18 protein-coding genes are annotated in these 12,095 nt (G+C 60.2%); 6 read left to right on the top strand and 12 right to left on the bottom strand.

Annotated elements, in window-relative coordinates:
- A partial coding sequence (locus tag KBZ15_RS08765; protein WP_255014812.1) for a CHAT domain-containing protein occupies positions 1 to 1,032 on the top strand: 1,032 nt, incomplete at its 5' end.
- Positions 1,033 to 1,267: 235 nt separating this feature from the next.
- On the opposite strand, the gene KBZ15_RS08760 is transcribed toward KBZ15_RS08765, so the two are convergent.
- Positions 1,268 to 1,444, bottom strand: a complete 177-nt coding sequence (locus tag KBZ15_RS08760; RefSeq protein ID WP_255014811.1) for a hypothetical protein — start codon at positions 1,442 to 1,444, stop codon at positions 1,268 to 1,270.
- A gap of 213 nt (positions 1,445 to 1,657) precedes the next feature.
- On the opposite strand from KBZ15_RS08760, the gene KBZ15_RS08755 reads away from it, so the two are divergent.
- The 3 genes from KBZ15_RS08755 (at position 1,658) to KBZ15_RS08745 (ending at position 3,460) form a co-directional block, all read left to right on the top strand.
- The gene (locus KBZ15_RS08755) at positions 1,658 to 1,933 is read left to right on the top strand and encodes a hypothetical protein (RefSeq protein ID WP_255014810.1); all 276 of its coding nucleotides are present in this window, start codon (positions 1,658 to 1,660) and stop codon (positions 1,931 to 1,933) included.
- A 5-nt stretch (positions 1,934 to 1,938) separates the two neighbouring features.
- Positions 1,939 to 2,244, top strand: a complete 306-nt coding sequence (locus KBZ15_RS08750; RefSeq protein WP_255014809.1) for a hypothetical protein — start codon at positions 1,939 to 1,941, stop codon at positions 2,242 to 2,244.
- 64 nt (positions 2,245 to 2,308) lie between these two features.
- Positions 2,309 to 3,460: a hypothetical protein gene (locus KBZ15_RS08745; protein ID WP_255014808.1), complete on the top strand. Its 1,152-nt coding sequence runs from the start codon at positions 2,309 to 2,311 to the stop codon at positions 3,458 to 3,460.
- A 271-nt stretch (positions 3,461 to 3,731) separates the two neighbouring features.
- Here the strand turns inward: KBZ15_RS08745 and KBZ15_RS08740 are convergent, their stop codons facing one another.
- From KBZ15_RS08740 to KBZ15_RS08690, 11 genes are all read right to left on the bottom strand, one after another.
- Entirely contained in the window at positions 3,732 to 3,959 is a 228-nt protein-coding gene (locus KBZ15_RS08740; protein ID WP_255014807.1) for a Nif11-like leader peptide family natural product precursor, read from the bottom strand.
- Positions 3,960 to 4,108: 149 nt separating this feature from the next.
- Complete coding sequence (locus KBZ15_RS08735) at positions 4,109 to 4,657, bottom strand: hypothetical protein (RefSeq protein WP_255014806.1); 549 nt, start codon at positions 4,655 to 4,657, stop codon at positions 4,109 to 4,111.
- Positions 4,658 to 4,660: 3 nt separating this feature from the next.
- Positions 4,661 to 5,215 carry a hypothetical protein gene (locus tag KBZ15_RS08730; protein ID WP_255014813.1) on the bottom strand — a complete coding sequence of 185 codons (555 nt, stop codon included), beginning with the start codon at positions 5,213 to 5,215 and terminating at the stop codon, positions 4,661 to 4,663.
- A 180-nt stretch (positions 5,216 to 5,395) separates the two neighbouring features.
- On the bottom strand, positions 5,396 to 6,676 hold the full coding sequence (locus tag KBZ15_RS08725; RefSeq protein ID WP_255014805.1) for a right-handed parallel beta-helix repeat-containing protein: 1,281 nt from the start codon (positions 6,674 to 6,676) through the stop codon (positions 5,396 to 5,398).
- Positions 6,677 to 6,679: 3 nt separating this feature from the next.
- A complete protein-coding gene (locus KBZ15_RS08720) occupies positions 6,680 to 7,306 on the bottom strand; it encodes a hypothetical protein (RefSeq protein WP_255014804.1) in 627 nt (208 codons plus the stop codon).
- A 43-nt stretch (positions 7,307 to 7,349) separates the two neighbouring features.
- Positions 7,350 to 7,658, bottom strand: coding sequence for a DUF86 domain-containing protein (locus KBZ15_RS08715; RefSeq protein ID WP_255014803.1), 309 nt, complete (start codon positions 7,656 to 7,658; stop codon positions 7,350 to 7,352).
- Between the two features lie 40 nt (positions 7,659 to 7,698).
- Complete coding sequence (locus KBZ15_RS08710; protein WP_255014802.1) at positions 7,699 to 7,995, bottom strand: nucleotidyltransferase family protein; 297 nt, start codon at positions 7,993 to 7,995, stop codon at positions 7,699 to 7,701.
- An 86-nt stretch (positions 7,996 to 8,081) separates the two neighbouring features.
- Entirely contained in the window at positions 8,082 to 8,666 is a 585-nt protein-coding gene (locus tag KBZ15_RS08705; protein ID WP_255014801.1) for a hypothetical protein, read from the bottom strand.
- 5 nt (positions 8,667 to 8,671) lie between these two features.
- Positions 8,672 to 9,100 (bottom strand): hypothetical protein, encoded by a 429-nt coding sequence (locus tag KBZ15_RS08700; RefSeq protein WP_255014800.1) that lies wholly within the window; start codon positions 9,098 to 9,100, stop codon positions 8,672 to 8,674.
- A gap of 3 nt (positions 9,101 to 9,103) precedes the next feature.
- Positions 9,104 to 10,042: a major capsid protein gene (locus KBZ15_RS08695; RefSeq protein ID WP_255014799.1), complete on the bottom strand. Its 939-nt coding sequence runs from the start codon at positions 10,040 to 10,042 to the stop codon at positions 9,104 to 9,106.
- Positions 10,043 to 10,107: 65 nt separating this feature from the next.
- Positions 10,108 to 10,542 carry a hypothetical protein gene (locus KBZ15_RS08690; RefSeq protein WP_255014798.1) on the bottom strand — a complete coding sequence of 145 codons (435 nt, stop codon included), beginning with the start codon at positions 10,540 to 10,542 and terminating at the stop codon, positions 10,108 to 10,110.
- A 101-nt stretch (positions 10,543 to 10,643) separates the two neighbouring features.
- Between KBZ15_RS08690 and KBZ15_RS08685 the strand changes: the two genes are divergently transcribed.
- Positions 10,644 to 11,405 carry a C39 family peptidase gene (locus tag KBZ15_RS08685; RefSeq protein WP_255014797.1) on the top strand — a complete coding sequence of 254 codons (762 nt, stop codon included), beginning with the start codon at positions 10,644 to 10,646 and terminating at the stop codon, positions 11,403 to 11,405.
- A 10-nt stretch (positions 11,406 to 11,415) separates the two neighbouring features.
- Positions 11,416 to 11,700, top strand: coding sequence for a hypothetical protein (locus KBZ15_RS08680; protein ID WP_255014796.1), 285 nt, complete (start codon positions 11,416 to 11,418; stop codon positions 11,698 to 11,700).
- Positions 11,701 to 12,095 lie beyond the last annotated feature (395 nt).

Genomic DNA, 12,095 nt, shown 5'->3' with positions numbered 1-12,095 from the left:
GTCGACGCCGAAGCCATTTGGGGGCAGTTGAGCGACCAGGTTTTCAGGCCACTGCTACCCCAGTTGAAGGGCAGCCGACAGTGGTTCCTCTCCCCTGATGGAGAACTGAATCGGGTTCCTTTTGCCGCTCTGCCCTCCCCCCAGCAACCCAGCACTCCACTCGGCCAAGCTGTGCAGCTACGTCTGCTCACAACTGGACGTGAACTTTTGAGGCTGCAGCAACCCGCTGCTTCCAGTGGCCAGGCCGTGGTGATGGCAAACCCCAGCTACGGCACCCCCAACACACAAAAAACATCACTATCGCCTTCAGATGCTTCGTTGCCTTTTGGGCGGCGCCGGTCTGTGGAGGTTGGCTACAGTCAATGGACACCTCTTCTCGGGACCGAGCGGGAGGGTCTGCAGGTAGCTCAGCTCCTAAACAGCAAACTCATCAGTGGCCCTGCGGCAACCACCACGTCCGTAAAGCGTACGCAGGGCCCAAGAGTGCTCCATATCGCCACTCATGGGTTCTTTGTATCTGACCAGGAATCCGCACCCACAGATCCACTGCGTGTGGTTCAGGAGCAGGCGTCTCAGCTGCAGGCCATGCGAAGAGAGGATCCGCAGTTGCGTAGTGGGCTGGTGCTTGCAGGCGCTAATCAGCCCGAAGGTAATCCCGAAGATGATGGGTATCTCACAGCTGCGGAAGCCGTATCACTCAATCTCAAGGGAACGGAACTGGTAGTTCTTTCCGCTTGCTCCACAGGTCAGGGCGTAATCCGAACTGGTCAAGGCGTCTATGGCCTGCAGCGCTCGCTCACGGTAGCGGGGGCCCGCTCAACACTACTGTCATTGTGGAAAGTGGATGACGCTGCCACTAGTGCATTCATGACCAGCTTTTACAAGCGGCTTAAAGCCGGTGAGAGCCGCAGTGATGCCCTAGCTGCCGTTCAGAAAGAGTTCAGAGAGGGTCCTATTCCTGCATGGCACCACCCTTATTACTGGGCAGCCTGGCAACTTGTGGGTGACTGGAGGCCAATTAAAGACCTGTGATTAGCACTCACCCTCCTGCAATAGGACAAGAATCAGCCGGCGGAGGTCGGCGCTGGATTCAAGTTGTTCCAACAGCCAGCGCAGTGCCGTTTCTTGGTTGCTGAAGCCCAATTCCCCACCCAGCTTGTTAAGAAGCCGCACGTAAGGATCTGCAGTGTTTCTTGTAACGGAAGTCGACCGTTGCCTGCGCTTAAGAAAGCTAGGCAGCTGCGGATTTTTTAAATCAGCCACAGGCTTAGCGATGGTTGATGATACGGGCCACAGCAAGACCAGTTTTAAATATGATCAAAGGTGATGCGGCGGGCATCAGTGATCCGCCGACAAGACCTATGCCAGCAACAGCACAGGCACCGAGTACGCGCATAACGCCTTCATTATCAGGGGTCGAATAATTAGGATTGGTGGTGGTCATTGTAGTGGCAGCTCAGGCTGCGGGTGGTACGACGTCCTCTCGTTCCAGGACCCTATGCATGATTCCAGAGCAATGAGGAGCTCCCAAAATCAAGCAATTCACCCAATAGGGCGACTAAGGGCAAAGTGCAGGTCCCTGCTTTTGGAATCACTCCAGCTCATGCAGAACGAGAGGTTGGCGTCCATCACCTGGCGGATCAAGACCGTCAAATTAATGAAAGTCTTTCTCACCCTCCTTGCCGTTGCCGCGACCACAGTCGCCACCACAGCCGCCTTGGTGGAGCCCGCTGCGGCCCAATGGGGTTCAAATGGACTCAGCCAGCAGCAGCAGCGTCAGCAACGCGGCAACGGCTGGAGCAGCGGCGACTACTTCGGTGCTCCCCAGCAACCTCGGATCCAGCAGCAGCCAAATGGCGGCAGCTTCACACCCGGTCTTCAGCACAACACTCGCTACCGCCAGGGCAGCTGCGCTTTGTACCTCAACTGCTGAATCCCATGAACAGCAACTCGCCATTGCGCTTGCTTGATGTGCCAGAGCCTGATGGCAGTCCACCTACCAATCAGTGGGCGATCCTCAGTCAGCTTGAAGCTTTGGTGCTTTCAAATGCCGATGATGATGCATTGGAGTCTTGGTCGAGTCACAAACTAGACGCGGTACTCATGCCCTGGCCAATCGCATTGCGGTGCGCACAGCGCTTGGTCTCTGAAGGAAAAGTCGTAGTTCTGGTCCGCGGCAATGCCGAAAGTTGGCAGTGGTTGATGCTTGTAACTGAATGGCCATTGGGCGTGGCTCTAGCATAATGTGTGCTGGCCAGGACAAATTTAAATCATTAGCCATTTTCCTTTTCATTTTTGGATAAACGCTATGACATCACCACCTGGCGCCCGCTACATTCAACTTCTTGGCCAAGATGGTCAGCCCAGTGCTCTATTGGTTGCCTACGGCAGGAAATGGAGCGCCAATATTCTAGAGCGATGGAGACAGCGACCACAAGAATCTCCAAAGGGTACAATTAGCGCGGAGATTGTTGATCTTTTCAGCCGCTGTATTCCTGCTATTTCTGCTTCATTAAGTAAAGGCAACCTCTTTCAGGTGATTGGTACTCCAGACCTGCTTCGGGGGATTAATGCTGGTACTCATGCCTTGATGCAGACCTCAACGGGGACACTTGGCACCGTTGTTAGCACGTCTTCAGGCCAGATCGCAGGGCAACTTCGCTTTGAACCCTCGACATCGTTGGCTCCTGCGGTTGGTCCCACGCTTGCCTGGTCGCTGCTCAATGCGGTGGCAGGAACTGTTCAGCTTCAGCGGATCAACATGAGGCTTGATGTTCTGATCAGGCAGATTGAGAAACTTTCCTTTAGACAGGAAGCGGAGGTCGTGGGCAGGCTTGTTACGTCCATAAATGTGCTTGATGACCTTTTGCATGAGTATCAGCACACTGGCAACCTAAATAAGCTGGCTACAAGTCGACTTGCAGAAGCCGAAAAGGATGTTGGCTCGATTTATGAGCGCAACAAAATTCTGATTGATGAATTCTCGTCAAGGGTCGAAGCCACGCTTGATGCTACTGGAAGGCTCGGGGCCGAGAAAGCAGCAACTTTGATTAGAGAAGATGGTCATACTGCAGTTCAGGATATGCAAGTCTTTGCGACTCTGATAGCGGCAAGAAATCGGGTTACTCAGCTTCAGATCTACCATGATCTCATCGAGCAGCCCTCTTATGCAGGCAAGCGTATGGAAACTGCAGCCAATAGGATGAATCAGCACAAAATAGTCATGGAAAGCTGCAATACAGTTGAGAGTCTTCGGTCACACGCCAAGCAGTGCATCGGCCAGATGAACTGGTTTCAGCGAAACATCTTTGACCGATCGACAGTAAAGATGGTCGATGAGGCGTTGTCCTATGCGACACCATGCGCCGCATCAGGGGCAGTGGTTGACGTCACTCCTGGATTCTGCTTCTGGCAGGGTAACGATGGATCGACTCAGGCTAGGCTCGTCATGCAGGATTGAAAGTCAAGGGGCTTTGCTTGCCAGGTTGCTTGATTTTCAATCTTCGAGTGAGATTGCTTGCTGAATCAAGTTGTACACCCTCCTGCAGCACGACTTGCACCTCTGCAGGCTGTTCAAAGCCAGGGTGATCCAAGCCTGCTTGATTTGCTGGGCCTAGATGAGTATTCTTACAATGGAGGCGATACAGGTCACTGCCTAGATGAGGTCTCCTAAAGCAGGTCTCAGCAAAAGCCTCCGGCAGTTGCGCTCAGCAAGGGGTCTGCCAGGCAGCTCAGCTAACGCCGGCCGCCCATTGCGCAGCTCCGTCCTCTCCTTGCACTTCCGCTGCGTTGTGATGCTCCATCCAGGCGTTTTGCAGGTCAGCTCTGGTGAGCCGGAAGCCCAGCTGGCGGGCGGTGCGTAGCAGCTCCTGGCGGCTATGGCACTGGCGCAGGACCTGCTGGAGCGCCGGGCTGGTTTCTGCATCAGCCACCAACCGCTCCAGATCAGACCAGCTCATCTACTCAAAGCAGAGATGGGATCAAGCTCGCGTGAACTGGTGCCTGCTGCCAGGTTCCCTGCGGCACATTGCAGCGCATTGATGCCTTGGCGGAGCGTTGCGATCGCAGGAGCGATCTGCTGAGAGCACAACAAGCCAGTAGCAAGCCCTCAGCTCGCAGCCTTGAGGGCTGCCACCTCTGCTTTGAGAGCCAGCAGCTCATCTAAAATAGCGCTCACGAGCTTGTCGATATAGGCCTTGTTGGTCAGGTCAGTGGCCGCAACCGGCGGGTTAGCTGCTGCAGGACAAGAGCCAAAGGTCACCTGGCCGCTGCTGTTCTCAATACGCCAGGCCGATTTAGAAGACGGCAACTGGCACCGAAGAAACGTCCCGTCGTAGTACAGGTAAACGTCACGGCCATTGAAGGTTGAAACACCGCCGCTATTTGCCCAGCGCAGCGGGCCGTTCATCACATCACCAGCCTTATTGACGTAGGTGGTTGCCATCGCAGCACTGAGCACGCCATCGGCCGTCATGCTCAGCCCAGCACCCACCTTGATGCCGCCCAACACCTTGGCTGTCGCTACGGGCAGGACGTAAAGGGAGGACGGCACAAACACCTTGGCGTCAGTGCCCAGCCTGGCGCTGTTGCCGGCATCAGCCGACACTGCGCTCGGGCCAGCAGGGCCCTGCAGGTTGCCAGCAAATGACCAGGCCACCGCTCAGCTCAGGGTGTACACATCGCCAGTGGCGTTGTCCAGATAAAGATCACCGGGAATCGCGCCTGGGATGTCAGCTGCAGGAGCACCCGTGCCGTTGAACCAGCCGGTGCCGCGCTCGCCCGCACTGCCGGCCGGCCCATCGATTCCCTGGAGGCCCTGGGGACCGGCTGGGCCGATCTCCCCCTGCAGGCCCTGGCTGCCCTGGGCACCGGTGATCCCCTGGGGTCCCTGGATCGAGCCACCACTCACCCAGCTGCTGCTGGTCGCGTCCCACACCTGCAGGCTGTCGTCGGCCTGAACGATGTAGGCATCACCCTGCTCGGCACTGGCCGGCAGCTCAGCGGCCGTGGAGACCTGGCCGCGGAAGTTGATGCCGGTGCCGGCCGCACCCTCGATGCCCTGGATGCCCTGGGGGCCTTCCGGGCCGGCGATGCCCTGCTCGCCCTGAATGCCCTGGAGGCCATCGGCTCCAGCAGGGCCGGCTGGGCCAGCGATGCCCTGTGAACCCTCAATGCCCTGTGGTCCCTTGAGGGAGCCGGCAGCTGCCCAGGCCATGGTCAAGCGGGCCAGTGGCCCGGCGAATTCTCAGATCTATTGCCGATCAGGAGGGGTTGGCCCATAGCTGGAGCTGCCCAGCACCGGAGCCATGATGCTGGCTGGCGGCAGCCGGTAGCCACTGGCTTTCGCTGTATTGCATCACAGCAGCTGATGGGTTGGTGATGAAGATCCTGCCAATCAGATGGTCTGGATGTATGCCTTGCCGTTGCCCAGCGTGTTGGCAGGCGGCGAGAAGATGCCGTCATAGATCGCGCCATTAAGCCGCAGAAAGCCGTCACCTTCTGCTTTGGCAGCGCTCTCCCCATTGCCTGTCAAGGTGGCAGCGCTAGCCAGGATGTTGCCGCCGTAACCGATATAGATGCCATTTTTCTGGTTACTGGCGGCTGTCAGATCACCGGCGTAAATGGAGCCGCCATAACTTGTGGCGAATCCGTTCTGCCCGTTTCTAGATGCGTTGGCAGCAGAGGCATAAATCGTGCCCCCATGTCTGATCATGACACCGCTCTGGAGATTGTTTGCTGCCGTTGCTCCTTTAGCCAGGATTGATCCGCCGTAGAAGCAGATGATGCCATTTTTTAAGTTATTGGCTGCCATCGCATCCATCGCGTTGATCGAGCCGCCGTGGCAGGTGGCAATGCCATCGCCATTGCAATTGGAAATCGTGGCCTGGTAGGCCTGGATCGAACCGCCGAAATAGGTCCTGATGCCATCACTTTTAGTATTGGTCACCGTTACGGCTTCTGCGCAGATGGAGCCGCCATAGCCGGTGGCGATCCCCACCCCACCGAAGTTATGCACCCCGACTGTCTGGCCCAGATTGATTGAGCCGGTGGATGCTTTGTCGATAAAGAGGCTCTGCTGGATGCGCAGTGGGTCCTTGCCACCGGCCAGCACCCCATCGGTGTAGGCCGTGCCGTTGCCGCGGATCAAAAGCTTGTCAACGGTGACACCGCCACCGAGGTCACAGCGCAACCCGTCACAGCCGTTGAACTGCCATTGGGTTCGGTAAAACGCCTTGAGTTTTGCGTCGTTGAAGGATTCGGTGGTTGTGGAATAGCCCTTGCCACCACCGCCATTGAGGCTCGTGCCGGTTGGCCGGGTGCCGCTGGTGCTGGTGCCCTCGATGCTGATCTGCGTTCCCTGGGGATGGTTGAGATTCAGCTCCTTGGAGAAGGTGTATGCCCCATCGGCGATTGAGATGGTGACAAAGACGCCATCGGCCGGCAGCACCCCTCTGAGGAAGGCCATGGCCCGATGGGGGGTGGCCCAGGGAGCGGCCTGGCTGCCATCACCGGTTGTGTCGCTCCCTGTTGTGGCGACATGCAAGGTGAGATCAGCTATCAGCAACCAGGCAGCAGGGGTGTAGAGCAGGCCGTCGCTGCCGGCACCGGTGATGTTGCCGGCGTCAGCAGAAGCGGCTGACGGTCCGCGGATGTTCTGTGTCTTGTTCCAGCCCATCGCTCAGTTCTCCAGCACGTAGAAGGCGCCGCTGATCCCATCGAGGTAGTAGTCACCGGGGGCCGCTGCGGTGATGGTCCCGGGTGGGCCATCACCGTTGAACCAGCGGCTGCCTCCTCCACCTGTTGGGGGTGGTTGGGTGGGTTCGGGCTGCCAGATCGGGCAGCCCGCCAGGCTGAGCAGCAAGGACGCCGTAATGCCATTGCCGCTGAGCGCAACCCGGATCGTGTAATCCCTGCGGCTGGCATAGCCATGGAGCAGCCGGCCATTGGCGTCCCCACCGTCGGGCCAGGGCAGTGTTTGGGTCGTGCCGTCGCCCCAGTCCACCGTCACCGCAGCGGGCGGGGTGTGGCGCGTATTGAGCAGTAGCTCCACCGCAATGGTGCCTGCTGGATCAGCGATAGCCGCCGTAGCTGTAGCTGCGGTTGTAGCGGCAGCGGGCTGCCAGGCCAGCTCCAGTACCGCTGCCGGTATGGGGGCGCGGTAGAAGCCCAGCTGCTCCCAGCGCAGCACCTCATTGGGCGGCACCCAAACCGGCTGGCCCGGACACCCCAGAGGCGGCAACAGGCGGACCAGCTGGGCGCTGATGCCGCTGCTGCTGATCGCCGGGGTGCGCAACAAGGAGGTCATGGGGGAGGCATGGGGGCTGCGGGATTGGCCCCCTGGCCCACACCTATTGCCGATCGATGCGCAACTGGGCGCATTGCACAAGCAATGCCGGAAGCTCGACCGTCACCACATCCCAGACGATGTCCAGGTCAATTCCTAGATAGCCATGGATCAATTGGTTGCGCATGGCCACGATCTGTCGCCAGGCAATCGAGGGATTGGCATCGCGCATGGCCTGCGGAATCCGTGTGGCGGCTTCTCCAATCAGTTCGATATTGCGCAGCACAGCGTCTTGGACAAGGCGATTGGCCTCGAACTCATCCTGGCTGAGATCAGCGCAGTAGCCGATGGCCCGGGAGGCAAATTCCTCCATGTCGTCCAGGTAGAGCAGCCAGTCCCTCTGGGAGCGCCGCTCAGACGGTGATGGCATCGGCTTCCACCGCGGAGCGCAGTTCCGGCCGCAGAGCCTTGTCGCTCACAAGGTCAACCGGGCTACCGAGCAGATCTTCCAAGAAGAACTGCAAACCAAAAAAGCGCCGCGCACTGGCAGGTGTTTCGAACTCCACCAGCACATCGACATCACTGTCAGGCCTGGCTGAGCCCCGTGCCCAAGATCCGAACAGCCGAAGCCTGCGCACGCCAAATGATTCCCGCATCTGGGGGGCGTGCTCACGGATGCGGATGATCAACTCACGCGTGCTGGCGGACATGGCCTGGCCAGGCAGCAGGTCTGTGCACTCAGTTTACCCAGCCTGCAATCACTGCAGGTTTGGGGATGTGGGGCTGGGAATGCCACTCAGATCAGCGGGTCATCCACCAGCCCATCGGGCAGCGGCGGGCAGATCAACTGCGCGCGCTGGCTTTCCAGGGCCCTTGCCTGCTCAACCAGTTCGGCCTTGGTCTGGCTGCCGTCGAGCTCCACCCCGTGGATAGTTGAGCAGTGCTCAATGATCTGGGCCTTGGTCAACGCCTGAAAGTCAGTGGCCTCTGGCAGCGGCGTCGCAGCGTCAGTTGCGCCAGACGGCGGCGCGTCAACGACCTCTGGCTGGGAGTGTTGTGCGTCCGGGCCCTGGCCCGCCACCTCTTCTGGGCCTGAATCTGGGTCTGGATTTGGGTATGGGTCTGGATCTGGTTCCAGTTCCAGCTCCGCCAACCTGGGTTCAGGCAATAGCGGCTCCGGCAGCCTGGGTTCAGGTGCTGACAGATCGGCAGCAGGTTGCAGCTGCCAGCCCAGGCTTTGCCAGCCGCCTAGGTGCACCGGCCAAATAAAGCGATGCTCTGCTCCAGCACTAATCCGCACCATCCCCTCAGGAATGGCCGGATCACCCAGGTCATGGCGCACAGGGGTAACGCTGCTAGGTGCACTTGGCGTAGCTGTCATGGCCATCAAGCCGCAATGGTGGCGGTAAGGCCCACGTGCATCCCCTCTGGGGTCTCGGGGCTCACCTCCGCTTTGGCAAAGCAGACCGCCGGCAGGTCCACATCGGCTAAATCAGCAGCATTGAGCTGGATGTCACGTCCACTGATGAAGGCCTCCACCCGCCCGCCTTCTGCTGGCAGTGCCACGGTGGCTGCAACTACCCAGCTGCCAATCGTGCCATCGCGCAGCACTGGGGCAAAGGAAACCTGGATCTCAACTGCAGCAGCAGAGCCAGGATTATTTGCCACCACCGAGAAGCGTGACGCCGCATCGAGTTTGGTGGTGAGCAGCACCTCTTCTCCAGAGAGGAAGGTGCGCTCGTGGCTGCGTATGGCGCTGCGGTTGGTCCAGCCCACCAGGGTGGTCTCCGCATCAAGCAAGGGATTGCCGTTCATGGCTCAGTTAGCAGGGGTGATGTTGAAGAGGCGGCCAGCAGCGCGGCTCTGCAGTACGGCAAAGCCCACGTACCAATCGACGCGGGTGCGAAACACCGGGGCATCAGGCACCTCGCCCAGATCCCGCACCGAAATTCCATAGCGGCCCTGGAAGGGGCCCTGCAGGCCGGTGACGCCCTGGTCACCAAAGGTGCAGCAGTAAATCGAGCTGGTGCCGCCCGCCTCGTCGTATCCCATCACCTCAATGCCCTGGGCATCGCGGTCGACCGTGACAAGGTCGCAGTCCTGGTAGCGGTGCACCGTCATCCCAAAGGAGTTGGTGCTGGTCTGATACACCCCGCCGCCAATGGAGGCGCGGGCCAGGGCATTGAGCTGACGGCGCATCGCCTTGCTCATCACCAGCACCTTGCTGCCGCCGTAGGCATTCACCGAATCGATCAGCTCATCGAGGCGATCAAAATCAAGCGGTGCACCTGGAGCAGTGCTGCTGCCACTGCCGGCGTTGTCGATTGCCATCGCATCGCCTGGCTGCAGCCGCTTGCTCAGCCCGTCAAATGCCCTGGGGTTGGCGCTGGTGTCGCCGTTGATCACCGTTGCCTCCAAGGTGAGCCGCATGGAGCGCACCTTCATCTCGATCTGGCTGGCGCGGGCCTCAGGGCCCATCAGGTCAACAATCGAGCGGTCCACATCCACGTCACCGCCAAAGAGGTGCACCGCTTCTGCGCGCTGGTCCACCACGCCATAGCTCTGGGTGTAGCCCTCATTGACGGCGCGGAAGCCCACAGATGGCAGCTCCTGTTCAGCGGAATAGAACAGGCCGCTGCCGGCGATGTTCATGAACGGCAGCCGGGCGAGCAGTTCGCCCTCTGAAAACGTCTTGAGCACAGCGAGGTGCTCGAGCCGGTTTTCGTATTTGGCTGCCTCGATCAGGGTGAGGCCCATGGCACAGGGGGCGCAGCCCCAAGGAGGTCAGGGGCTATTGCCGAGCTGGGCCGATGGCGGCTGGCTCAACTGTTGGTGAGCTGGGGCGGCAGGCCGCTACGGATCCGCCGTTCGAATTCACTCTGGATCTGGCCGAGGTTCACCGTCAGGCAGGTGTTCTGCTTGCAGAGCTCGCGCAGCTGCTGGAGGTTGTCGCGGATCATCCCCAGCTGGGCAATGCGTCCATCGAGATCGCGGCACTGATCCAGCACCAAGAAGGATTGGTTGATGGCGTCACTGAGCAGCAGTGCCCGATCAATCGCCAACCGCTCAATCGCTGATAGGGAATCGGCGTCGGCCGAAAGCTTCTGGGCGACGTTCTCAATTGTCACCCCATCGATCTGGCGCGTCTTGCTGGCAGGCAGAGCAGCCCTGGTCACTGGCTGACTGGACGCGAGCAAAGCCTTGAGTAGGCAACTGCCGCACCAGGCAAAACCGACGACCAGCAGCAGGACTCCCATGGCAGCAATGGGATGGAGGTTGAACTCTAGGCAGATCAACAGGTCAGACCATGCCGTGGCGGTGCAGGTGGGGCTGATTGCAGCCGCGGCGGCAACAGCAGATGTCTGCTCTGCTGTTCATGTCCGCAACTCCGTCTGCCACTCCCGCGGCCCAGGTGCCTTTCACTTCTGAGCGCTGGCAGCAGTTCTGGGATGCCTGGAAAGCCCAGCCCCAGCAGCTCGAGGGGATCGAGCAGTTGCGGCTCGCCGTGATCACTGCTGACCCGGCGGTCCTCACCGAGGCCGCAACCTGGCGGCAAACCTTCTCGTCGGCGCCGCCAGCTCCTGAGGCCCCGGCCCATGCCAATCCCCTGGCGGTGGCCTGGGAGAACCAGAACGACAACGCTTCTGGCACTGGCTACCGGGAGTGCTTCTCCAGCAGCTGCGCCATGCTCGCCCGCTTCTGGGGCAAGGTCGGCTCCGACGACGGGTACAACGCCATCCGCGCCAAATACGGCGACAGCACAAGTGCAGAGGCCCAGCTATCGGCCTTGCGGTCCCTGGGGCTTACGGCCAACTTCGCGACCAATGGTGATCGAGCAGCTCTGGAGCAGCAGATCAACCTGGGCCGGCCGGTGGCGGTGGGCTGGCTGCATCACGGCCCGGTGTCAGCACCCTCAGGCGGCGGCCACTGGAGCGTGGTGATCGGTTTCACCGAGTCGGTCGCCATCCACAACGACCCCAACGGCGAGGCCGACCTAGTGGCAGGTGGGTACACCGCCAACACCAATGGCGCCGGCCAGCACTACAGCTGGAAAAACTGGCGCCCCCGCTGGGAAGCCGATGGTCCAGGCACCGGCTGGCTGCTCACCTGCCATCCCTGAGCAGCTGGCCATGGCAGAAGCACCGCAGCCGCCCACACCACTGCCGCCACCACGGCCAGCGTTTGATCGTGAGCGCTTTGTCTTGAAGACCCTGGCGGTGGTGATCGGCGCCCAGCTGCTCATCTACGGCGTGGCAGCGGGAATCTGCGGCCAACGATCCATGGCTGGCCGTCCGGTCGGCCAGATTTGCCCCGGCACGCTGGAGCAACTGCAGAGCGGCTTTGATTCCACCCTCAACCTGCTTCTGGCGCTGTTGGGGGGAGCGGCCATTTCAAGGGTGGGGCCACCATCGTGAACGCGAGCGCTCTTCTGCTCTCACGGCCTGGGCCGCAGCACCAGCCAAACAATCAGCAGGATGCTGCCGGTGCTCACCACCGTGAAAATCCAGTCGGCGTATGGCGTCCAGGGCATGGGTTCAGCCTGCCGCAACGAAAGCGGCTTCTGCTGGCCTTGTTTGGTGCAATCAACCAGCTGGGAGCCACGGCACTTATCAACTGATGGCGATGGCCTTGCGATCTGCATTAGTGCCGCCACTCCCCGCCAAAGTGGCGGGGAACAGATGCAGCCATGGCCCGCTTTGAGGCACTGATCACACCGGTCGCTGATGGCCAGGCGCTGCGCGCTGCGCTCGAGCAGATCGCCCAGAGCTGGGGTGCGGCCCTCACCTGGCTGGATCGCCGCAATGCCTCG

This window comes from Cyanobium sp. BA20m-p-22, from assembly GCF_024346275.1.
Classification (GTDB): Bacteria; Cyanobacteriota; Cyanobacteriia; order PCC-6307; family Cyanobiaceae; genus Cyanobium_A.
This window is presented reverse-complemented; position numbering and strand designations above follow the sequence as displayed.